The organism is Anaerotruncus sp. 80, assembly GCF_009936115.1.
Lineage (GTDB): Bacteria > Bacillota > Clostridia > Peptostreptococcales > Anaerovoracaceae > Senimuribacter > Senimuribacter intestinalis.
The window spans coordinates 67,671-91,124 of record NZ_QWES01000015.1 but is presented as its reverse complement, the minus strand read 5'-3'; the positions used below and the strand labels follow the sequence as shown (position 1 = coordinate 91,124).

Annotated in this window: 17 protein-coding genes; all 17 read right to left on the bottom strand. The window is 42.9% G+C overall.

Annotated features, from left to right (window positions below):
- Positions 1 to 43: 43 nt before the first annotated feature.
- Positions 44 to 622 (bottom strand): recombinase family protein, encoded by a 579-nt coding sequence (locus tag D1155_RS09200; RefSeq protein WP_160202104.1) that lies wholly within the window; start codon positions 620 to 622, stop codon positions 44 to 46.
- A gap of 274 nt (positions 623 to 896) precedes the next feature.
- Positions 897 to 1,571: a hypothetical protein gene (locus D1155_RS09195; RefSeq protein ID WP_160202103.1), complete on the bottom strand. Its 675-nt coding sequence runs from the start codon at positions 1,569 to 1,571 to the stop codon at positions 897 to 899.
- 11 nt (positions 1,572 to 1,582) lie between these two features.
- Entirely contained in the window at positions 1,583 to 2,875 is a 1,293-nt protein-coding gene (locus D1155_RS09190; RefSeq protein WP_160202102.1) for an AAA family ATPase, read from the bottom strand.
- A gap of 231 nt (positions 2,876 to 3,106) precedes the next feature.
- Positions 3,107 to 3,688: a hypothetical protein gene (locus D1155_RS09185; RefSeq protein WP_160202101.1), complete on the bottom strand. Its 582-nt coding sequence runs from the start codon at positions 3,686 to 3,688 to the stop codon at positions 3,107 to 3,109.
- 10 nt (positions 3,689 to 3,698) lie between these two features.
- Positions 3,699 to 3,905, bottom strand: coding sequence for a helix-turn-helix domain-containing protein (locus D1155_RS09180; RefSeq protein ID WP_201759567.1), 207 nt, complete (start codon positions 3,903 to 3,905; stop codon positions 3,699 to 3,701).
- Between the two features lie 80 nt (positions 3,906 to 3,985).
- Positions 3,986 to 5,422 carry an amidoligase family protein gene (locus D1155_RS09175; protein ID WP_160202100.1) on the bottom strand — a complete coding sequence of 479 codons (1,437 nt, stop codon included), beginning with the start codon at positions 5,420 to 5,422 and terminating at the stop codon, positions 3,986 to 3,988.
- The gene (locus D1155_RS09170; RefSeq protein WP_207709521.1) at positions 5,371 to 6,210 is read right to left on the bottom strand and encodes a DUF4417 domain-containing protein; all 840 of its coding nucleotides are present in this window, start codon (positions 6,208 to 6,210) and stop codon (positions 5,371 to 5,373) included. The genes D1155_RS09175 and D1155_RS09170 overlap by 52 nt, the downstream gene beginning before the upstream one ends.
- A gap of 197 nt (positions 6,211 to 6,407) precedes the next feature.
- Positions 6,408 to 6,575 carry a hypothetical protein gene (locus D1155_RS09165; protein WP_160202098.1) on the bottom strand — a complete coding sequence of 56 codons (168 nt, stop codon included), beginning with the start codon at positions 6,573 to 6,575 and terminating at the stop codon, positions 6,408 to 6,410.
- 501 nt (positions 6,576 to 7,076) lie between these two features.
- Positions 7,077 to 8,174: a helix-turn-helix domain-containing protein gene (locus tag D1155_RS09160; protein WP_160202097.1), complete on the bottom strand. Its 1,098-nt coding sequence runs from the start codon at positions 8,172 to 8,174 to the stop codon at positions 7,077 to 7,079.
- Positions 8,175 to 8,328: 154 nt separating this feature from the next.
- Entirely contained in the window at positions 8,329 to 9,351 is a 1,023-nt protein-coding gene (locus D1155_RS09155; RefSeq protein WP_160202096.1) for a hypothetical protein, read from the bottom strand.
- Between the two features lie 59 nt (positions 9,352 to 9,410).
- Positions 9,411 to 10,421: a hypothetical protein gene (locus D1155_RS09150; protein WP_160202095.1), complete on the bottom strand. Its 1,011-nt coding sequence runs from the start codon at positions 10,419 to 10,421 to the stop codon at positions 9,411 to 9,413.
- A gap of 14 nt (positions 10,422 to 10,435) precedes the next feature.
- Entirely contained in the window at positions 10,436 to 13,792 is a 3,357-nt protein-coding gene (locus D1155_RS09145; protein ID WP_160202094.1) for a BspA family leucine-rich repeat surface protein, read from the bottom strand.
- Between the two features lie 49 nt (positions 13,793 to 13,841).
- Positions 13,842 to 14,315, bottom strand: a complete 474-nt coding sequence (locus tag D1155_RS09140) for a hypothetical protein (RefSeq protein ID WP_160202093.1) — start codon at positions 14,313 to 14,315, stop codon at positions 13,842 to 13,844.
- Between the two features lie 34 nt (positions 14,316 to 14,349).
- Positions 14,350 to 14,862, bottom strand: a complete 513-nt coding sequence (locus D1155_RS09135) for a hypothetical protein (RefSeq protein ID WP_160202092.1) — start codon at positions 14,860 to 14,862, stop codon at positions 14,350 to 14,352.
- Between the two features lie 18 nt (positions 14,863 to 14,880).
- Entirely contained in the window at positions 14,881 to 15,387 is a 507-nt protein-coding gene (locus tag D1155_RS09130) for a hypothetical protein (RefSeq protein ID WP_160202091.1), read from the bottom strand.
- Positions 15,388 to 15,445: 58 nt separating this feature from the next.
- Positions 15,446 to 16,498 carry a hypothetical protein gene (locus D1155_RS09125; protein WP_160202090.1) on the bottom strand — a complete coding sequence of 351 codons (1,053 nt, stop codon included), beginning with the start codon at positions 16,496 to 16,498 and terminating at the stop codon, positions 15,446 to 15,448.
- A gap of 66 nt (positions 16,499 to 16,564) precedes the next feature.
- The gene (locus tag D1155_RS09120; protein ID WP_160202089.1) at positions 16,565 to 23,326 is read right to left on the bottom strand and encodes a VaFE repeat-containing surface-anchored protein; all 6,762 of its coding nucleotides are present in this window, start codon (positions 23,324 to 23,326) and stop codon (positions 16,565 to 16,567) included.
- Between the last annotated feature and the right edge of the window lie 128 nt (positions 23,327 to 23,454).

Sequence of the window (23,454 nt, the reverse complement as noted above, 5' to 3'; positions counted from 1 at the left end):
AACAAAAAGTCTACCTTTTGTTTCAAAAAACTTCAAAAAAATTTTAAAGCCATCGCAAAAAAGTAGGCTGTGACACCTGCAACATTGCGGCAGCTTCTCTGGACGTAATTTGATTTGTTTCATATAAAGTCTTGCATTGCGCAAACTCTTCCGGAATCTGTAATTTAGGTCTGCCAAATTTCACACCCCGCTGTTTTGCTGCTGCAATACCCTCTGCCTGTCTTTTTTTAATATACTCCCGTTCTGTTTGCGCAACATAGGACAATATCTGAAGCACCAGATCAGCAATGAAAGTCCCAGTCAAATCTTTCCCCTTTTGTCTCGTATCAAGAAGCGGCATATCAAGCACGACAACATCTACACGTTTCTCTTTTGTAATAAGTCTCCATTGATTCAATATCTCATCGTAGTTTCGTCCCAAACGGTCAATACTGCCGATTACCAGCACATCTTGCGGCTTCAGACGACGAATCAGTTTCTTGTATCCTGGCCGTTCAAAATCTTTTCCAGATTTACGGTCTACATAAATGTGCTTATCAGAAATACCAAACTCCTGAAGCACTAATAACTGCCGATCCAGATTTTGATCCTTACTGGATACTCTTGCATAGCCATAGTTCATAAAAAGAACCTCCTTAATATAATTTTTACCTAATTATATCAAAGAGGTTTCCCTTCGTCCCACGGTGAGACATACACTTATTTCGTTGAATTCATTTAAACCAAACTTTTTAACTTGGGATTCCAACATAAAATCCTGCTTGCGAAATTACCCCCACAAAGAATTATAATCAAAATAGAAAAAACGCTATTATATAGTTCGCCCTAAGTAGTTTTAAAATTCAATTTAAAACCACTCCGAACAGCAACGCATGAGTGGTTTTATATGATTTCCTTCAGATTCTATGTATTTTCTTTTTTAACCAATAAATTAAAATCCCCACATATGGTGTCTTTTTACCGGTTTGAGTTGTATATCGATCCAACAATTTTTGAAAATAATCTTGAGGGACATCTTTATTTGGATACTTTTTACTAATATCACATTGTAATGCGTTCAATGCTTGCTTTCGGCAATCCCCCAGTCGTAAAGTTTCACAGTTTAAGTTCAACCGCTCATTTAAATCTTCATCGACATCGGGGTCTTTTGAAAAAATCCTGCCATCCGATCCATATTGAATGAGGTCCAAGGTATGACCATCAAATACGTCAATTTTCTTCATTCGCTGTTGTTCTGATGGCAAGCTCCCTCTTTTTGCATCACAAGTCTTATCCTTGTTTAAATGGGCGTCCCTGTTGCCGCTGCATACAGCAACCATATTTTTATAATTTAGACGATTAACATCTGAAACAGCCTGTGGTAGACAATGCTCAATTGTAGCTCTCCGTTCTTTCTTCCCATTAAGTTCAATTCTTCTCATACAATATGCACATAAATGTCCCTGTTCTAACATCAAGCTGCTTAATACATCCCGCTTTACCTCTGAAGGCATATCTTTGTAGGACGAAAATTCTTGTTTCCGATATTTCAAGAGTGCTCGGGGTTCTTTGCCTTTTTTTATCTGTATCATGTTACACCTTCTTAAAATTGTTCTAATTCAAGCTGTACACGCATCGATACAAGTTCTGGATCATCGCCGATGCATTCTTCAAGTTCATCTAATATACGCTCCGCAGCTTCATAATCTGCTCTATCTATTGCGGCATAGAAATCCGAAAATCTCCTCATAATCTTCTCAGGTCTCTCACTTACACCCATAATGGTTCGTAAAATACCATTAGCATCTTTCCCATAGGTCTCAACTGGCACATGAATCAGTTGATTATTTTCAATTACAGCCACATTTTCCATCGAAACAGAATTGATGACCTCTGGGGCATGTGTGCTTACAATAAATTGAACTCTAGGGAAAATCGTCCTCAAATCTCCCAAAATTCGTTGCTGCCACGCTGGATGTAAATGCAAATCAACCTCATCAATTAAAATAATACCATCTGTGTTTTGACACACATTTCCCAAGCATTGAGGATTTAAAACCGCCATACGATAAGCAATATCTGCCACAAGACTAATAGTCCCTTTATATCCATCACTCAGCTGGTTAATTGGAATCCGCATTCGTTTGCCAGATTCATCAAGATAGGAAACATCCAATTCTTTTGTTCCCATGTTATACTGTATTTTTGCATTATCAAATCCTGTGATGAGATTGTAGCACTTTTCCATCGCTGCAAAAACTGCTTCCAATTCAGGAATTGGCCCCAAACCATTTTCTAGGTTCTGGTACTTCTGAACCGTCATCTTTGCAAACCAGTTCATCATCAACTTAACATTTGCAGTTCCATCAACACTATCAATATAACCATTATTTCTTGTATTCGCTTCAAGGATATCGCTTTGTTTTTTACGGTGAAAGTCCCATAAACGTCCAGTCCCATAATAAGCGAGAATTGGAAGTATTAGTGTAGTATCACCTTCGCGAAGTCTTTTTTGATAGTCAGCAGCTATAGAAATCAATTCCTTCGCGTCCTTCGTTGTAGTTTGTCCTTGAGCACTATTCAATCCCCTCTCCCACAAAACATGCTTTCCATCAATCATAGCCGTTGCAGAAATCTTTACCGGGTATTGTGCCTGTACATCACTAAGGCTGCCAATATTATAGGCTTTCAAGCGTGCCTGCGATTTATCAATACCTGTTCCCTTAACTCCCTCCATAGGAACAAACATAGTACTAATAGCAATCGCAACAGCTTCTAGCAGTGATGTTTTTCCTGCACCATTCGCACCAATAATAAGTGTTAATTCTTTATCAAATTTTATATCCAATGTCTCATAACACTTAAAGTTCTGTAGGCTTATTTTTTCAAGATACATAATGTTCTCCTCGTACCGTATAATAGATTTCTGAAACTCCCTAAATCTGCTGTCTGAACTTTGTAAGACAGAATAAATTTTCTTTTTTATTTTTCCCATCTTTCATTATTTTACTCAACTCTTGCCTTTATGAAGTGAAAAATATTTCCCTTATAGCTTAACTTAAATTTTGAAGAAAGTAAATATAATTCAAGAAAAGACTGTAAATTTTAGCGAACCTATCTCTATGTCTTATTCCTCCAACTTTTTAAACAGCGGCATCCTTGTTTGATCACCATGCTGCCGGAAGTATTCTGTTTCCTCCGCAATCATCTCATCCAGATCTAGATGATTTAGCCATCTGATATAGTCGCCTTTATCTTCGTCATACTCGAACACTGCAATCAGCTGCGCTTTCTCCAGCGTCCAGAGCAGATTCTTATCACTTTCTACCCGAATCAGCTCCGGATTATCAACGTGAATGTCATAATCCGCATCTGGTCCAGTCAAAGAATATGGTATCTTTCCAATCCGCTCATCATAAAGGATAATAAATTCATCCAACTCCTCGTCTTCTCCAAGCTCCCCTGCCATTTCTGCTTCCACCTCGGTCGAAGCAATCAGCGCCAGGCACAGTTCCTTTGCAGCGTCCACTCTCATATGCCAATCCGTTTCTGCGGACTGGCTTTCATAGTAGTCAGTGCCACAGAGAATTGCTACCAGATCCCTATAATCATCCGCTTCATACATATTATCATCCATTGCCTTCATCATTTGAAACCGCTTTTCCGGCTCTTTTACCTGAACTTGTCCGTTATGCACTACGCTAAACATCTCGCACCTCCTAAATTTTCATCCCATCCTTAGTGATAAAGCGAATCTCCAGCTCCGACTCTGTAGCCTCCGCAATATCCTCTAAATCCTTAACCTTGAAATTGTCCCTAGATAACTTGTTATACAAATTCTGAGACGATGTGCCCAAACACTTTGCCAAATCCACCACATTCATGTCATTAGCGGCAAGCAGCACTTCTATCTTTTTCTTCATCATCAGTACTATGCTCCGATTATCATTTTGAAATTTCATTTCAACACTTTTTTATTTTAAAATAACACGAATCAGTTTGTTTGTCAATGCCTACTCCAAGAATTTTTTGCAATGACAGATAATACATGCTGCTTATCCTCTTTCCGGGAAAAAACTACATCCAAAGTGCGCATAATCGCTTCATTTGACCTCTGATTGTTTTCCTCATACGCATTGATAATATTGGCACGCTTTTTATCTGAGTCCGTTGATACCAGTGATTCCGTGCTACGCAATCTTGACCGTTCCGCGGAAAGAACCATGCCAGCTGCGAATTTAACATTGGCCTGAATGACCCCAGGAGTTAGTGTTCCGTTAAAGCCTCGAAATTCCACTGTTTTTTTGGATCCCAGCGGGGTAAAATTGATCATGCGGTATTTCTGCCCAAGTCTTCTGCTGATTCTGGAGAAAAAATCACTGGTATCACCTTCGCCTGGAAGCCTCATAACAATACCTGTACGATTTAGATCTTCTGAAGATGCGGCATAATGACCTCCCCTGAACACGCCTTGCTCCCCTCCGGATATTCTTTTATAAACCTGCTCAAAACCAGCACCCATTTTAAAAAGGCGCCGCCATCTCTGTTTTTTGCCATCCAAAGCTTCGGAAGCGCCTATATGTACATGACCACCAGTTTGAAAATTCACCTGTGCCCCATGTCGTTTTGCCACATCGCAGACCTTTTCAATCGTCCGCCACGTCTCCGGCGTATCCGTAAGGATTGGTGATATCAACTCCCCACCTCGGCTGCCTGAAGTAACACTTCCGTCTCTCTCCAGCGCCCATTTACCCGGAACACGTCTGCCATGATACCCTGACATAGAATCATTTCCGCAGATACCCATCTGATACAGTTCTGCAGCGATCGCATCACTATCCCCATGGACAAATTCGAGTTCAATGCCGAAGGTGATGTCAGATCCATTCAGCACATTCTCATAAGTATACGGCACCGGCTCGCCTTGCAACCGCGCCATATCGCTTTCAAATACGTCAGGATGTTCCGTATAGAAAAAATCATCGTCGGTACGCGCTCTTGCCGCATTACGCAGCTCAGCCGCCGTCTCCGCCCTTTGATGCTCTGACAAAACCTGTCCGTTGGACGTTTCTATATCTTCTCTGCTGCCCGGCATGATACCCTGTCTTGCCTGTTCTCTGGCCACATCCATAGCCTCAACATGCCGACATCTGCCCTGACGATGCATATAATCCGGACATGTACAAGTGCCTTCCCAGATATTTACCCGATAAGAACCTCCTTCTGTGTTTACCTCAGCTTGATCTCTATCCACAAAATCAACGGTGACTCGTTCACGCCTATGTCTGGTTCGACTATCAATTTCTACTGTAATCGGATCCATGGCCTGCAATCGTCTCTCCAGCCGATCGCTCATCTCCTGATCATTTCTGTTCTCATGCTCAGTTCGATCTATCTCGTAAGTTCTTCCTGCAATAGTTCCGCTGTTCCTGTTCTTGGGCATATTTCTGCCTCCCTTCTGTATGATTTATCATAGTACGCGAGATTTCTCAGCAAAATTTGATTTTTAGTTAATTCTCCCGGCGCTTTCCCCGTTTCCGACAGAATCCCACGGCGGCTATGGACATATGCCGACTGATTCAGCACCGACAAAGGATTGCTGCAGACATCCTTTAAGAACTGCACCCTTTTGGATGATACCATTCCCGCCACGATGATTTCTGTTTCTGCAGGAATCCGCTCTGTAAGATACTTAAAAGCGGCGAGATAGTGCACATAGAAGTTTGACGCCCTAAGACCCGTGCCAACGGTCTGAAAACTAAAGGCAATGCATCTGACACCTTTGCTATTGATTTCCTGGATCCACTGGTCCAGGTCAATCTTATTGTACCAAGAGATGTCCGGCACTGCCGGAAGTCCAGCATCCAACATCTCGTTATACACGATACTGCTGCGCTTAATGTTATATAGGTGGTCGATTCGCGGCGCATCTTCATAAACGCTGTAGTTCGGAGCTATGATCGCCTGCCAGGGAAATTCCTGCAGCTGTGCGTAGATTTCCCTGCGCTTATCCCAAATACCTTCCAAGGTTCGATCTTTGACATAAAATTGCAATACACCCTTCACTGGCTGCAACAGATTCAGTGTGTCCTGTATGCCTTTGCGCCTATACACCGGCGCTACACGCTCACCGTTTTCGCTGAAAAAATTACCACCGTGGATTCCTACGACTTGGCCGACATCAATAGCCTCTGGCATGTGATCCGGCAGCACGGGAATCAATGCTGGCAACTGCCGAGACATATTTCCTTGCAATGTGACTTGACCGCCGCCTACTTGAGCTAGATAATGCCAGGAGAAACCTCGTCGCGGGCAAAGAGAAAAGCACTGTTCACAATCAAATTTGCAAAAAGGCATCTCACATAGACTACAACCTTGGCAATACATACGCAGATTACAGATATCACAACTCCGTTCACACAAATTATTCATAGTCTGAACACCTCAAATTCCGCTTCCACCGCTTCAATGGCTTTCAGCAGCTTTCTCCTTTCCTCCTGGTTCATCGGCACACCGCGCAGCAAAAGCAGCTGCCTTTTCACAATACGCAGCAATCTGACCAGTTCGATTACCGCCATTTCATAAACCTTATCCATATTCCTCCTCCGTTTGTATGTCTGTCTAAGGCTCAAAATCGCACCTAGGATCGTTTTTGGCATCTTTTTCGATACTCTTTTCGCCCAGGACGATAAAATCGCTTAAAACGCAAAATAAAAGTTCGCATCTGTGCCCGCATTTTTGAGAACCGAATCCCATTCACCCTCTCCTTCCTCACTTCGCGCACACGCGCGTTGACTGTTGAGGATGTTTTTCTAGTAATTAAAGTTTTTTGTTGTAGTTCTAGTAATTCTATATAGATATACTGTTTATATTAGTGTGGTCAAAACGACTACATGGACCCATTTCAACGGTTTGCGGGTTTTTTGCATTTTTTGCCCGTGTGGTCATTTTAACTACATGGACGAATTTCAACGTTTTTACCGCGTGGTCGTTTTGACTACATGGACAAATTTCAACGTTTTTACCGCGTGGTCGTTTTGACCACATGGATCCGCTCCAATGTTCCCAGTCATTTTTCCACGTTTTCAAAGCACATCTCAAACGATATCCGGCAGTCCGTGGTCTTCCAAATAGGTTCGACGCCGAATATCTATTTCATCACGTTTTCTCATCAGTTGTTCTTTTTCCGCCGCATTATCAGTTAACATTACTTTCGTAAGTCTGCGCATCACCTCAGTATAATCAGATTCAAGAGTACGTAGCTCCGGATGCGCATCCAAAATCTCATAGCGCTTCGTCTTTTCTGCCTGTTCACATTCATCTTTCTTTGCATCCTCTGCTTTCTGCCGTTGTGCATCCTGATATGTCAGGAAATCCTCTATCTCAAACGGGCTGTTACAAATCAACGTCTGCAAAAAACTTCTCATATTATAAATTTTGTATTCTTTATTATTTAATATTTTCTTAAATTTAAAAAGTACAGTTCTTGTTGTATCTGCGTTTAGATTGTTCAAAACTGCAGCTATCTGCTCTCTTGACTTTATCGTTCCTCCAACCTTAATCTGCTCAGAATCCGCCATATCTGTGGCTGCCATATAGATCTTCTCTAAATGCTTTTTGTCGTTTGGCTGCTGCTGTGAAATCTCATCAATTGCCATGACTTCACGCAACCAGCTGTTGCCCCTTCCGGTTTCAGGCATTGGCGCCTGCCGTCTTCCCCGCTGTTCGAAATTTCCCGATTCGGAGTAATTGATTCTACTTCGTTTTGCTTGTTTTCTCTCTGCCGCATCTCCCACCGAACATTCTACCTGTTCTCTTGCGGCTGCTCCGCATAGCTCCGTCTCACTATTTGTCTGCAAATCCTCTTCCTCTGGAACGGGATTACTTACAAGAGTATAAACATTTCGATCAAAAGAACCATACCTGTCTCTCTGTTTCGTAACAGTAATATATCCGCATTGCTGCAACAGTGAAAAATGTTTATAATAGCGCTTTGATGACATCCCTAGCTCTTCCAGCATAATATCGCGACTCGGAAATGCTGAATTTCCATTCCCAGCAAATGACGCTATGTACCCATATATAGCTTTCGCTTCCGGCGACAAACGTCGATCCCTGTAAAGAATCTTAGGACTGATGCCGAAGCCCTGTGATAATATCCCTTCTGTTCTCAAGATTTCAGTTATTTCTTTCATGATTATACCTCTCTTCTTTGACGTTTGACGCAAAAAGCGAAAAAGGGTCCATCACAACAGACGTTAAAACATCTGGAGCAATGGCCCCACATCAATCCACATATTCAGTTTTCCTATAAAAGCAGTGTTCTTCTCAAATGATTATCCTGAATTTTTAATGAACAGTATTCTTATTTTTTTCCATTTTCTTTTTTAGAATCATCAATATAAGCCCTATAATAATGGACAATATTGCAATCCCCGCTGTTACAATCAATACCTTCTGTAACAGCGAAAGTCCCACTTCTTCGTAATCCACAGTTACCATCACTTCATAGCTGATATCTTTCATACCGTTGGTATATGTTGCTACTGCATCATAAGTAGCAAGTGCCGGACTATCTGCTGTCAACTCTTCTTCGTAATAGGCCGTCCAGTCGCTCACTTTCCGTAATCCGCTAAACTCTGCGTATCGAACAGTTTGCCCATTTTCTGTTACATAATTGCCTTTCCATTTTCCATCGGTAATGCGGTAATCAGCCGGATTATAGTTCAAATGCCGCAAAATAGTTTCTTGATATCCTTCAAATGTCGGTGTTTCTGGATTATTCGGGATTTTCGCGTTTTCCAGCTTATAATAAGCGACATCTGGATCACCGATGAACTTTGCAGTCACTGTGAATGGCTTGCTATAACTGCTACCGGTCTGCTTGATATCCTGTAACTTTCCAACAACGGATATTTCGCCTCCATCCGGTAAAGATGTCGTAATTTCTTTTGTCTTGGGAGCATCCGGTCTTTTATCACTTCCCTTATAGGTAAGTGTACCTGTTGCAGCATTGCGGCGATGCTCTGTCCACTCTACATCATCAAGTTTCAGCTTTTCGCCTGATTTCGTAATACTGTTCTGCACCTTTTTGTCGGTAAGGTTTGTATAGGTCTTTTTTACTGTAACAGGCTCACTTTTGCCTACTACATTTGCAGTCACTTTTACTGCCTTATATGTCCTGCCATCCTCATCAATTTCTGCAGTCATATTGGCAAGCTCACCTTTGCCGAGATCATCAAGGGTGATATTTGCATAGGCCTGGTCTGTTGTGATAGTCCATGCCTTCGTTGTCATGCTCCCTGCATAAACGCTTGATGTAAGCGATAGCAGAAATATAAGGCATAGCACCGTCACTCGCTTTCTCTTCATTTCATCACCTCCGGTTTTTATATTACAAAAGGCAGCTTACTGCTGCCTTTTGTCTCTCATTATTTATCCAATTTTCTCACCGCAGCCAGAAGGCTTCCAGCTGCAATCAGAATCAGCAAATACTTAAAAAAGTCAAAGTCATCGCCTGTTTGCGGTGTGCCACCGGATTGATTATTCTGCCCTCCCTGGGTTGGTTTGATCTCTCCCGAATTGTTGCCGTTATTCGGTTTAGCTGGTTTTGTAGGCTTCTCCGGCTTTACAACAGTGCCGTTATCTTTATGCGTCAGAATATACGTACCCGCGGAAGATGTTTTCACGGTAACCCAGTTGCCGCCATCTTTGTCATAGCGGTTGTTGGCAAGCTCCTGCCCTTTTCCATCCTTTAGATGGATTGCGATGATTTCCTCATCGAGCAGTTTTCCATCGGCTTTTAACAGTAGCGTGATTGTACCGTTTATAGCCTCAATCTCTTTGCCGCCGATGGTGATAATCAGTCGGTATACAATCCCGTCTTTGCCGGCAATCTCTTTTGCCTTGCCTGACGGAGTATTGTCTCTAATGAGGGTAATTACAATGTCGTCCTGCCCAGCTTTGCCTGCCAGGTCTAAAACACCATCGGTATCAATCACGATTTTGCCGATTGGAGTATTGACTGACAGGTCGAGGCCTGGGCGCTTACCGACTTCATCAAGTAGGGAGCTGGATATTTTGGTGCTAATGTCGTCATCATCTTCTGTTGGTTTAATGACTACAACATCAGAGCCATACATGTCAGCCTGCCGGATCAGCTCGCGCTGATTTTCCTCTTTCACTTTATTTGTGCCATCATCGTCCTTTACAGTCGGCGTTGTTGTAGTCGTAATATCGCCGCTGTCGTCATATTTTGGTACAACCTCCGTTATGACATCAAGGGCTTCTGGTATGATAAAGTTAAATTTGCTTCTCGGCATTGTCAAATAACCGCCGGTCTCAGCACTTGCGCTTTGCGCATATGCACAGGCAGGAATAGCGATGATCATAGACAGAACCAAAGCCACAATAAGGCGTTTTCTCATTTTCTTTCTTTTCATCTACTCTCCCCTCCTTACTCCGCTGCTATTACAGTTACAACCAGATTTGCAATCTGCTGCTTGTTTATAGCGGTGCTTACAGCGCCAGTTTTACCGGTCAGGTTAAACACTTTTTGGTTATTGGTAGAAATGCTGCCGCCGGCGGTGTATGCGCCTTTAGACAAGTCAAATCCGCCTATTACCAGTGAGAACTTTTTACTGTCTTTTGTGAGTGCTGCAAAATCAATGCTGTTTGCAGCAAGTGCCCATCCGTTCAAAATGCTGTCCACTTGTACGCTGCTGACCGTAATTGCCTTTGAACCGAGGTTTTCAACTGTTAGGTCAGTAACCGTTAAATCTGCAGAATTAGCGGTTCCGGTCATCATGATGGATTCAGACACAGTAAAATCAAACATCTTGAGAAGATAAACATTACCCTGCGACTCGCTTCCTGTCGGACCATATTTAGAGACTGTTTCTTCCGCAAAAGCAAAGGTTTCATCATCTGTCGGGGCAAGATACAAAGCGCCGCCGGCAGTATTTGCACGCCATGCAAGGTTAATGTCTCCGCCGTATTCTGAAACTGGCATACCGTCAAGTTTCAGAGTGCCTTTTACATTATGCGCGCCCTGAAACATATTATCAGTGACGCAACCGCCGGGAATCGTTAATGTTCCGATGTTGTATTCTGAAACTGACGGTGTGCTGCCAGTGATGCCCAACATGTCAAACATGCTGGACAAAATTGCTTTGTTATTAAACTTCCAATGATCAAGTCCCAGAAGCGTAACTTTCTCTGCTGAAATTCTGAAGCTGGCGAACATATTACGCATGTTAGTGACATTAGAGATGTCCCATTTTGATAGATCCATCACAACCTCTTGCTTGTCGCTGCTTGCACACTGCTCAAACATACTCTCCGCGTTTTCAAGGCTTGCCGTATCCCAGTTTTCAAAGCCGGAAAGACTAACGGATACAGCGTCATAGCCAAGGCCATAGAACATTTTCGCTGTGGTTTTAATTTTACCGGTATTCCATCCGTCAAAGCCGGAAAGATTGACCGTCTTAGCGCTTCTGCCAGTGAAATTGAACATTTCACTGGTATCTTCGGCACTGCTGGTATCCCAATTTGTGAAACCTGTAATCGTCACACTTCTGGCAAACTGGCCAACCCACATGAACATTCCGTGCATGTTTTTCAGCTTGCCAGTATCCCAAGTTTCCAACCCGGAAATTACAATGTCTTTCTCTGCAGCATTTCCGCCAAAATTGTAAAACATCTGATCGGCATTTGTAACATTTGACATATCCAGCTTTGATAATTCTGCGGCAACAGCATAAGGGCATTCAAAAAACCATTTTGATGTATCCACAGGTGAAATTTTACTGCCTACCTCAACTGCAGTGATATCATAGCGATAGTTAAACCAAGGCACGCCGGTGTCACCGAAAACATAATCATTTTCTGTACCGTCCCAGGCAGGAAATTCTTTTTTAACAGCACCGTGCTTTTCTATATTTGCAGTGGAGTCTCTGCTCAATTCATTGAGAATAAGAGTACCGTCCTCATAGAGAACCGTTTTTTTGGCATATGGCAGATGCACTTCACCTTGTGTCTCTGTTCCGGACGCCCCATATAAGTCCACCATCTGCTGACACCAGTCCTTTACATCGTCGCTTGCGTAGGATTCATATGTCAATGTAATGTCACCTGTTTTGCCGGTTGCTGCGTTGAAAAAAGCATTCTCGTAATTCGACGGAATGGCATAAATCTTCAACACAGTAATCAGATTTTCAGCATCTGCTGCGAAATTTTTAAAAGACTTGCCATAGTATAAATTAATCGTGCCTGCATCAAGTGTTCCGACAAGTCCTTCAAACATACTATCGGCTTCTCCGATCATCCAGCCAGATAAATCATCAATGGCTGACACCTTAGCACCAGCAAACATATATGACGTTATTCTCTCACTGTGAGAATAAGTCTGCCAGTTTTTCATTCCAATTACTTCCAAGCCTTCCTCGCTTTCGATTCCGGTATTACGGAACATTCCTGTCATATTTGGTGCATTAGATGCGTTCAGGTTTTCTGAATCAAACAACTCCAATTTGGTAAAACCAGAAAACCATTCTGCCATAGTTTTTGCTATCACCGGACTGCCCAGGTAAATAAATTTTGCTTTTTCTGCAAACACTTCCACAGTACGCCATGGTGGATTGTCCTGATTTTCTGCGTCAAGCGGATCTGTCTCAGCCAGCACCGCTCCGTGTTCTTTAAGATTAGATGCTCTGTCCGATTCCATCTCATTTATGATCATGGTCCCGTCTGCATATAGTACAGTAGTCATCGGCTCTGCCGGCAAATGTAAATTAGCGATACTTTTTGTTCCTGCCGGACCATAAAGTGCAACCATCTTCTTGCACCAGACTTTTGCTTCAGCATTGCTCGGAATCAATGTAATTTCACCGTTTCCCCCACAGCCAAAGAATACAGAATCAAATGCAGAAGGTGCTCCTTGCATTTTAACTGTTGCAGCGATATTATATGCACTTGCAAAAAACTCGGTCAAATTGCATCCGGCTGGAAGAGATATTTCTCCAATATTCTTCTCATCAGATCTGTAAAAATAGAACATCCGACTTGCATCTGTTAACTTTGACAGATTCCAGTTTGCAAAACTATCTTGAGGAACCTCAAAATAACTAGACTCAAACATACTTGATGTAGTCTCTGCACTGCTGGTATCCCAACTCTCAAGCCCTTTTATGCTGAAAGACCGAGCACTACCGCCAGCCGAAGCAAATAGCCCACTAAAGTCTTTTACTTTTGATGTATCAAGATTCGTTGAATCAAAACTTGATAAATTTGAGCAATCCCTGAACCAATCCTTCATGGAAGTTGGTTGTGTCAGACTTCCAAATTTGACGCTTTTAATGAGATTCTTCTTCCACGTAGACTGTCGCCATGGAGGGTCTATTCCACCATTCTCATTAAAACTGCTGCTTGAGGCTTCAATGGTAACAGAACCATAGGCGGATGTATTCGTGCTGCGGTCTTCTGGCAGTTCGTTGATCACTAATGTGCCATTAGAATAAAGAACAATCGTAGTATCAGCTACTGCAGCTCTTGCAGCTGCCTTTTTAGGCTTCTCTATCGTGGCTTCTTCTGCGGATTCCTCGTCTTTAGATACTGCTGCATCTTGTATAGCTGTTTCTAAATCTTTGTCTTCCAACTCATTCTGCTCTTGCTTTTCTATATCTTCCTGTACAGAATCAGGTGGAATCTGCTCTAAAGGGCTGCCAGGCTCTTCGGCAAAAGCAGGAACGGACATTGCCAAAAGCATGGAGACTGTCAATGCAATTGATAACCATCGCTTTGATTTCTTTTTCACGTTTACCTCCTTTCTTAAAAAGGGTGCCTCTGTCGGGGCACCCTGCTCATCAGTCGTTGAGATAAAGGTCAATCACGGTATTGGTTTGACCAATTAACTCATTCTCCATATTGTAATTGTAAATCTCAGCTGTCGCTTGATTCTTTCCTTTTTGCAAAACCGAGGTATCCACCACATCCGCCTGTATAATGTCCCCGGACTTCACAAGGCCGGAATTATAAACGTAGGTATCCCCCACTTTAATTTTACACTGCAGCTGCCTGTCTTCATTTAGATTAGCAAAAGCAAGGTCTTGCATGGTATCCTCGTAAATCTGCACCGCAGAATTGATAAGGATTCTTATCTGTCCGTTGCTCATATCGTTCAGTTCTTCGTCTGTCTGTACGATAACAGCTGTTTTGCTGGTCTCAAGGTCATTTGAGTGTAAGGCGAAAAATAGCCCTACTCCCATTAAAGCAACTGCGATGAGTAAAACTATAATCAGTATTTTTTGTTTTTTGCTCTTTTCGTTTGTACTTTCCATTACGTACCACCTTTCTGTTTATAGTAATAACGGATTATGCCAGGCTTAAAGTAACCACGATAGTGGCTGCCTGTACATGATCTACGGCTGTTGTTACAACGCCAGTTTTACCTGTAAAGGTAATATCCTTTGATGTGCCTGCGCCTACATTGCTATCAACTGCAGCAAATGACGGGCAGGTTTTAGTAATGTCCCAAGTGGAGCTGCCCAGTGTCGGTGTTAAAGACAACTTTTTGGCGTTGGCGTTTAATGCCTTAAAATCTGTTGCAGCATCTACCAGTGTCCAGCCTGTAGCTGCAGTCGCAGCTACTTTGTCGATTTTAACAACACCGGCTGCACTGTTATTGGTAACAGTTACTTTGTCAACTGTTAAATCTACAGCATTTGCAGTACCAGCCATGTCAATTGATTCCGTCACGGAGACGTCAATCGCCGTAGCCGGAACAGTCATATATGCAGCCACGCTGCTGTCATCAGCAAAAACAACCGCGGAGGAGCAAAGCACCATGCTAAGTACGCAGATTAGAGATAAGATTTTCTTTTTCATTTTCTGTACCTCTTTCCATTACTCTTCTACGACGGAAACGGTTGTAACGAAGTTAGCAACCTTAGCCTTGTCCAGAGCAGCAGTTACTCTACCGGTTTTACCAGCAAGCGCAACAGTTACTTTGTCCTGCGGATTGATGTTTCCAGCGCCAGTATATGCGCCTGTGAACATGTCGTGGCTACCAGCTGCCATGATGCCGATTTTCTTTGCATTGGCGCCGAGTCTTGCAAAATTGGTGGAATCAGCCACTACTGTCCAGCCATTATCGCCGGTGACTTCGATGGAAGCTGTTAAAACACCGATTTTGCTGTTGTTGGTAACTTCCAAGTCATTGGCAGTTAAATCAGCAGAATCAGCAGTACCGTCAAAGATGATTTCTTCAGTTACGCTAAAGTCGATTGCGGTGGCAGGGACATTGATGTATGCCTGCGTAGTCTGCGGATTTGTTTCAGCTGCAAAGCAGCTTCCTGCAGTACCAAGTGTTAACGTAAGTGCGCACAGCGCTGTGATCATTTTCTTTTTCATTTTTGTTTTTCCTTTCGTTTTTAAATTTTGATAGTTAGATATATTTTTTCGTGCCAGATTAGGCGGCACGTAATGGACTTTCTTCGTCATTATTGCTAAAAACCTCATTCATCAACAACTGATAAGTCATCGGTGCCTTATCTTGCAGCTGATTTGGGTCTTTAATCAGAATATCAATACATTCAGCGAGCCATTCTGCTGCATTGCTTGCATAATATGAACCAAGCTGCAGTGTTTTATTTTCCTGTATCAGATATTCCAGTTCATTGATGCTCTGGCCTGGCCAAAGATGCCTGCTTAATGCATGGCCAACTTCATGATGTAGAGAAAATTCTAAATTATAGTTCTCAAATTCTTTTATGAAAATGGTTGCCTTGGTAGGGCTGCTTGTGGTGTAGCCGGCATTGCCGTTACTCTCAAACGGTTCTTTTAGTTTTTTTTGGATATAGATTTCTGTATCTCGTTTTAAGAGCCCATCTCTCATATAGGACGGCAAAAGCGCATATTGCACATAAAATCTGTTCATAATCTGTTTCTGCTCTGCGGCAGAATAAGCCTTACTGTCGATATGCAGCGGCACGTATGTAGGTTTACTCATCTGCTTAATTGCGGATGACTTTTTCGAGATATATCCTAGCTTTCCACTTACAAATACTACATACCAGTTTTTGGTTTCACCGATGGTGTAGATGCTGGTCTCACTTGTTCGCCTTTTTGCAGACGAAAGACTCGGTGACGCATACAAATATAGTTTCGGTGTAACCAAAAGCTCCCTAAAGCTGTAAGTCATCGAATATGCTTCTTTCGGCTTTTTCGTCGTCAGCTTTGCGGCCGGAATGTAAAAGGTTTTGTTAAAATATGATGTCTGATAATAGTAGTGCTTTTTTCCATTGGTAACAGCATAGACCTTCTTTCCGACTTTAACTTGCTGTCCTTTGCCTATAGGACAGACAGCATATTTTGCCTCTTGATGTCCGCTGCTATAGATCCATGTCTGCTGCTTTGCATACATCGTTTTTTTGCTGCTGGCAGTACCAGCAAATGTGATGCTCGTGCAGCACAGGTTTAAAGCCAAAAGAAAACATAGCAGCAAGATGATTTTCTTTTTCAATTCGTTTCCTCCAATCAAAAGAGGGCAGCGATAAGCTGCCCTCTGGGGGTAATAACGGATATTCTTTTATTCTTTTCTCTCTTTTGCCCTTATTTTGCGATAGATTTCAAACAATGCAAGCACTGCCATCACAGCAAGGGCAATCCATATCAATAGATTTGCGGTATCGCCAGTCTTCGGTGTGATAGTCTCAACTGTAATGCTTGTATCATCGTAAGGTCCCGGACCCTTCGGTGGTTCAATTTCCACCAGTCCAATCTTTTCTTTAAACTTCACAGTCTGATTTTTATCATTCCAATCTTCGTGACTGCCAATCAGTTTTCCTTTATAGTAGATTCTTTCAAATACTACCACTGTCTTCCCAGCGAGTTTCTCCTCGTCAAAGTAAAGTGGCACGGTAACCTTGCCATTTGGCTTATCTGCGGTAAAGTTCAATGTAGATGTTACCTTTTTCCCATTATTATAAACTGGTTGCTTTGTTATCGGATCCATGAGAACGGCAACTGCAGTAAACTCTTCGCCTTCTTTTACCGGTCCATATTCCACTACATCTTCGATAAGATTTTTGCCGGTATGAGAGGCCGTTGTTTGCAACCTTGGGAAGTAGATTGTCTGCTCCTCATCATCAAAATCTTTATGTTCGCAGACAAGCTCTCCATCCAGACCATCCAGATATAATTCTTCAAAAATTACACCTGTAAATCCAGCAAAATCAGTTCCATCAAAGGTGAACTCTACATAAACACTGCCATTTGAAGTTTCCGGAATAAATACGGTAGTTCCCGTGATTTCTTTTCCATTCACTTTATATGGCTTCTTTGTTACCGGATTCATCAGTACACCTTTTGGGATGTATGTTTTCCCCGGAGTTAAACCAGTATACTTGATTTCATCTATCAGCGTCACCTTTCCATCAGCATAACTAAAATGACTTCCAGTTTCTTTGTCCAGCGCAGTCGTCTTAATGCTTGGAATTACCGGAGTCGGAGTCGGCGGTGGTGTAACCGGGTTTTCCGGCAGTCTGTCGTTTTTAATCTTATTAACAGTGATATTCAGCACCCCTGCACTTGTGTTATTTCTTGCATAAGTTTTAGCTGTCGTATTTTTAAAGTCAATCAGCTTCATCCCTGCAAGAGATTCCTCTGTAATGGCTTTTCCGTCTACAGCCAGCGTGCTTTCTGTTTCCAGATTTTTTTCTACAGTACCGGAGGCTGCCATATTAAACTGACCCGATTTATCAAGTGTTACAGTAAAGGTAGTACCGTCCTCAAAGTTTACGATAGCTTTCGCAGACTGGATTTTGGTATCGCCGCTCTTTTCGTCTGTAACGATTCTCTCCAGCTTGATGCCGTCCGCATAGTCAGATGCTGAAATCTCTTTATCATCTACAGTAACGCTGGTTACTGTGCCTTTCTGCCAAGTCAGCTCTGCAGCTGCATATACATAGTCGACAGATGCAGTCACACCGGAAGTTCCTTCCGGGTTTATCAGAGTCAGTACCTTATTTGCCGGCTGAATGGCAGTAAAGCCGCCCTCACCTGCTTCGGTGTTCTTTGGCTCCTCGTAGAGGTAAGTTACTTCGGAGAGCCAGTTTGTTTTTGTTACCTTCGGGCTGTATTTTACTACTGTTTTTCCGTCTTCAGTCAGCGTTGCAAAGTTCTCGCTGCCCTCTGCTCCAGCTTCCAGCGTTGTTGGAGCTTTTCCGGAAAGTTCTGCGGTATAAGTCTGACCCGCAGCACTTACAGTCATTTTTGCGCCGTTTTCAAACTCGATTACGGCGTTCTTTCCATCTTCAATGAATACCTGCACATTGGTGCGGCCATCCATTACGCTTACGGTTACATTTTCATTTGCAGCCGCCTGATCCATCGTGTATTCAGTACCGTCAATTACTACTTTTACAGCAGGATTGCGTTTCAGTACATCAAAGTCAATGGCTGCTCCATTCTGGCCGTTCTGTAAAACAGTACCGGTAATGCCAAGGTCGTCATATGCAAAACTCATCTGGTCTGCGGTTAAGATGTCTACAGCGTCAAAATGGTATTTTGTACCGTTCAGCTTAAAGCCTTCCGGTGCAGAGATTTCCTTAACGTAGTATTTTCCAAGCGGCAGTTTGATGGTCGCTTTTGCGTGACCGTCTTCAACTACCATTTTTCCAACCAGCGTATCTGCCGGAATTGTCTTCTCGTCAACATCCTTTTCAGTGTCAGTTACAGCTGCGATTTCCTCGGCTGTATAGATACCAAAGACAGCGCCGGAACCGGCTTCATATTTTTTGCTGCCATAGCCTGTTTCAAACAGCTTTTCGAGGTCAATTTTAACGGATACAGCTTCGTTTTCGTAGGAAGCGGTATCCCAAACCAGCGGTGTGTACTGGTCTTCATAGCCGAGAACAAACTTCTTCCATTCACCTTTATTTACATGGCCATTTGTGGAAGATACTTCTCTTACCCAGTATTCGCCAAGCGGCAGATTGCTGGATGTAGCAACGCCTTTCAGGTTTGTTGTAATGGTTTCAACCGGACTTCCGATTGGATAAATCATGCTGTCATCGCAGCTTGTAAAGAGCAGCTGGCCGCCCTCTCCCTTATCTGTTACAACAGGCACTGCGGTTGTAGTGTCTGGATAAGTGATTCTAAAGCCTTTTTCACTGTCAGCATTATTAGATGTAATGTCGATGGTGTAATACGGCTCTTTATCATCTTTACCTGCCTCGTGGCGAGTTGCCTTAACATAGTTGTTCTCATTGATGGTTTTCTCAAACTGGTCACTTTCCGGCGTCAGTTTGTCAAACCATTCGATTTCCGCAAAATCATCACCATCAAACCATTCTACCATCGGAAGAACGTGGTTAAAATTAAACAGCTGGCTCTGGCTTACAGTCACCTTGGTGTGGGTCAGTCCGCCGGAGAGGAACATTTCAGTCCTGATTCCATCGTGAGTCAGGAAATAGATTGGAGCCTCGTCCATCGGCTTTCCGGTAAATGTAGCCACATTACCTTCTGTCACATGAGAGTAAACCGTAGATTCCGTGATTTCCGGTGCGGATTTATCAGCCCCTGTGATTACGGTAGTTGTTTCTTCCTTGTCTGCATCAAGGCTTGCCTCCAGCTTTAAAACGTCATCCCAGTTAAAAGTGAATCCGTCCTTGCTGTTATAGTGCTGGGCGAGTGTCACGTCATATTCCTGCTTGTAAGACTTGTAGAAGTTTCTGTCCTTATCGCAAGGAATCCATCTGGTTTTACCATTATCCTTAACTAAGATTTGGTACTTTCCATCTTTTTCGACCATATAGCAGTCGTCAGAAATCTTTCCGTCTTCATCTTTCACATCGGTCCAGCCGGCCGGTCTTACGACTTCCATCGGAACAGTATAGACAGGATTTCCTTCCTCATCTACTTTCTGCTTTCCGGTTTCTTCGTCAATTACCGGTTCTGGCTTCTTTGGCAGCACGATTTCAGCGATAATATCATCTTCGCCATAGGCTTCGTAAGTGCCAATGCCTTCGTCTTTACTGCTTTCTTCCTGGCCTGGCAGCGGATTCATGGTAACACGGTTACCGCCATCATAGTTCATGGTTAAAAAGCCGACTTCAAGGTCTCCAGACATCATGACCGGTTCAGTCGTTTCAATTTCTGCAACATAGTCGTCAGCAATGCTTTCTTTTACAACATGGATATCCGTGTAGTTATAGCCGCCCTTAGAGTAGTTCAGCTTATATTCCACGGTATATTTATATGTCATCTTGGTTTCATCGTCTTTTACAATGATGGAATCCTTGTAAGTAGCACCGTTCTGGGCTTTTACAAGGTATTCTGTCAGCGTCAGATTCAAATTCCCTATATCTTTAAAGGAGGTTTGTAAAATAGTCTCGCCGCTTTCCAGTGCGAACTTAGATACGGCTTTCGCATTTTTTACGTTTGCTTGGTCTCTGGATACCTCTGTAAGAGATACTGCTTTTCCATCTGCGGTGTATGCCTTTACCGGGATTACGCCGTCAGACTGCACAATGTCTTCTGCAGAGTAAATCACAAACTTGGTATCTTTTAAGGTAATCTTATCCCAGATTGCCTTCCAGATATCGCCAACGCTCCAGCCGGCAAGACCTTCGCCGGTTTTAGTAATCTCAATTTTGCCTTTCACCGGATTGTTTGCCATTTCAACGACTGCATAGTATGTAATGTAGTCTTCGCCTTCCATATGAGCATCCTGCTCGGTTACGCTAAAGCGATAGGTGTTATATGTTGCCTTATTGTCGCCTTCGTACTTAACAGGATTTCCATCTTTGTCAGTAATCTGCACGGTTTCTGCAAAGGATTTTGGCGGCGTTACGGTATTTCCTTTTCCGTCAACAGCGCCCATATCTGCTACTGTTCCCTTGCCATCTTCTCCGTAGCTGCCAACATAATATCCTTCCGGTACTACCAATTCTTCGATTTCGTAAATGCCGTATTCGATTTCATATGGCAGCACGATTTCGCCGTTCTTGTTAGCATAGAAGACATAGTTCTTATTGGCATCTGCGTAGCTTGCGCCGTTTGGCAGATAACGGTTATAGTTTTCTGCTTCTGTTGGATCAGCTAAATCAGGATTTCCTTTATAGCGGATTCTGAAAGCGGTTCTATCAGCGTCCCATCTTACAGTCTTTCCGGTCTCGCTATTAGTTTTTACAACCTTAATCTTGTTGGTCTTCGCCTTATTATTTACATCTACGGAAATCAGCTGACCGTCTTCACTTACTGTACGGTTAAAGGTTTCCAAAACGTAACCGTTCTTATCAGCCTGTATTTCCTTGATTTCATAAGTACCATAAGGCAGGTCTAAAACCTTAATCTGTCCGTTGCCGGAAACAGTAAGCGGATTATCTGGGTCTGCCGGAGTTCCGCTATTATCACGAACTACTCTATAGGTATTGGCAAATTCATCATAGCCAGCTTCGCCCGGATTTACCTTTACGACTCTAACGTAAGGGCAATCTTCATAGCCGCCGGAAGCAAGCTGAATGGTCCATTTGGACGTTTTGGAGTAAGTCTTTACACCATCTTCCCCGGTGGTGAACGGGTCCTGATCGTTGATAGTCTTTACAATCTGGAGTTTTCCACGGTAGTTATCGTTGGTAAAGGCATTACTATCTTTATCATCTACCATTGGCTGCGGATTGTCCGGGCTAATATCTGCAGCATCTGTCAGAGTGCCGCCCTCATAGGTAATCTCATACTCAATCGGACCATCATCTTTACAATGTGCGTAATAAGTGATGGTTCCATGATCTCTTTCACTATTGGCTTCCGGGAATCTTCCGTCAGGCACTGCGGTCTCTGCGGTCTTTACCGTAGCAGTTGCCTTCCAGATATGCTCTGTCCACGCTGCTTCTCCCTTTTCTTCATCAGCTTCATGCTCTACTTTTTCGTAGTTAAGCTCCGATACATCTTCCCAAGGCATAAAATAAAACGGCTCATCACTATAGCCGTTTACATCCAAAATCTTATTATCAATTTCTTCGCCATTTAAGTACAGGCTGATGCTTGCATCCAGCGCTGCATCGCCCATTCCGGTGTGATCATCACCGTCAAAACCAGCATTTTTGTCTACCTTTTCTACGTCCAGTTCAAAGCTCGGCAGCTGCGGTTCTTCTGGTTCTCCGGCTGCAGGGGATTCTTTAATGGCGAGTTTAAAATAAAAATTCACCGGGTCGTCAGCACCGGTAACCAGCGTCTGGTAGTGGTCTCCATCGTTACATGACCACGCCAGAAGGTCATCTCTGTTTACTTCTGGTATATCTTTTTTGCCACGAAGCACTTTTCCATCCCATTCGGATGGGTCAGAAGTTGCCTCGATGGTATATTTGTTTGTACCCTTTTTAACAAACTTGATTTTCTTCCGTTCAGAATTGCTGCTTTCGTCTAAATTGCTCATAACACGAAGATTCTGGTTAAGACCTTTAGTATCAGTGATTACATAGTAATCGCTCTTTTGACGCAGAGTTTCTTTTTCTTCTTCCGTCCTATTTGCATATGCAGGGTTTACCGAACGGTAAACGCCGTCCTCGCAAAGCTCCATAGAAATAGAACTCTTAACTTGTTTTAATATTTTTTTGGTAAATGAAGGAGTATCTTCGTGAAGAGCCATAGCCTTCAGCATAGCCTTATATATCTCACCAGCCTTTCTGCCTCTAACTGTGGAATAAAAGAAGTCCGGAGAAGTTTTGCCGTAGGACTTTGTGCCGCCGCCGGCGGTTTGTCTCAGCCCCTGCTGATATTCCCAGATAATCGTCTGCGTAGCAGTGTACCAGTCATCCTTGTTGGCTCCCTTTACACCAAGAATCTTCTCGATGTCTGATGTTTTAGAGTCTGACTGTTTACCATAAAGCAGTGCCAAGGCGATACCGTTTTGAACATTTTCTGAATACAAATCGCCGATGAATGGGCTTTCTTCCCACTTTTCTCCGACATATTTCTTATTTCCGCTGGATGGCAATGCGACATTCTGCTCTACGCAGTATGCTTCTTTTCCGGCCCCTCCGGAAGTTGGTTTCACGATATAGCTGTGCATTGGTGTTTGCAACGCATAGCAGTTTTCTGTAAGCCAGCGTTTTCCATCATTTGACGGCCAGCGATTGGTGTATAACTTACTGCTGTGATAAAAGTATTTATTACCACGAGAGTTGCTATCGCTGCCTTTTAAAGTGTCGCCTTCCACGAAAATCACTCTTTTTCCAGGATTCCATTCCGCTGCAAAGGCATCTTTTGGAAAGTACGATAACAGTACTGCAAATGCGAGAAAAAGCATAATGGCTTTTCTCAATCCTCTGTTTTTCGATAAATTCATATCGTTCCTCCTTTTTATAAATTTTGTATATATATTAAAACAGCCTCTTTCTAAGAAAAACGCTGTTGAATTTTCTTTTTCTCCTGTTTCGACTACGCAAGGAGGCAGCAGCACGCCTCCTTGTTAGT

Bases quoted from the DNA above. Each gene is read 5' to 3' on its own strand.
- D1155_RS09160 (WP_160202097.1), bottom strand. From the start codon at position 8,174: ATGAAAGAAATAACTGAAATCTTGAGAACAGAAGGGATATTATCACAG.
- D1155_RS09200 (WP_160202104.1), bottom strand. From the start codon at position 622: ATGAACTATGGCTATGCAAGAGTATCCAGTAAGGATCAAAATCTGGAT.
- D1155_RS09130 (WP_160202091.1), bottom strand. From the start codon at position 15,387: ATGAAAAAGAAAATGATCACAGCGCTGTGCGCACTTACGTTAACACTT.
- D1155_RS09155 (WP_160202096.1), bottom strand. From the start codon at position 9,351: ATGAAGAGAAAGCGAGTGACGGTGCTATGCCTTATATTTCTGCTATCG.
- D1155_RS09150 (WP_160202095.1), bottom strand. From the start codon at position 10,421: ATGAAAAGAAAGAAAATGAGAAAACGCCTTATTGTGGCTTTGGTTCTG.
- D1155_RS09175 (WP_160202100.1), bottom strand. From the start codon at position 5,422: ATGCCCAAGAACAGGAACAGCGGAACTATTGCAGGAAGAACTTACGAG.
- D1155_RS09180 (WP_201759567.1), bottom strand. From the start codon at position 3,905: ATGATGAAGAAAAAGATAGAAGTGCTGCTTGCCGCTAATGACATGAAT.
- D1155_RS09135 (WP_160202092.1), bottom strand. From the start codon at position 14,862: ATGAAAAAGAAAATCTTATCTCTAATCTGCGTACTTAGCATGGTGCTT.
- D1155_RS09120 (WP_160202089.1), bottom strand. From the start codon at position 23,326: ATGAATTTATCGAAAAACAGAGGATTGAGAAAAGCCATTATGCTTTTT.
- D1155_RS09190 (WP_160202102.1), bottom strand. From the start codon at position 2,875: ATGTATCTTGAAAAAATAAGCCTACAGAACTTTAAGTGTTATGAGACA.
- D1155_RS09165 (WP_160202098.1), bottom strand. From the start codon at position 6,575: ATGGATAAGGTTTATGAAATGGCGGTAATCGAACTGGTCAGATTGCTG.
- D1155_RS09185 (WP_160202101.1), bottom strand. From the start codon at position 3,688: ATGTTTAGCGTAGTGCATAACGGACAAGTTCAGGTAAAAGAGCCGGAA.
- D1155_RS09140 (WP_160202093.1), bottom strand. From the start codon at position 14,315: ATGGAAAGTACAAACGAAAAGAGCAAAAAACAAAAAATACTGATTATA.
- D1155_RS09195 (WP_160202103.1), bottom strand. From the start codon at position 1,571: ATGATACAGATAAAAAAAGGCAAAGAACCCCGAGCACTCTTGAAATAT.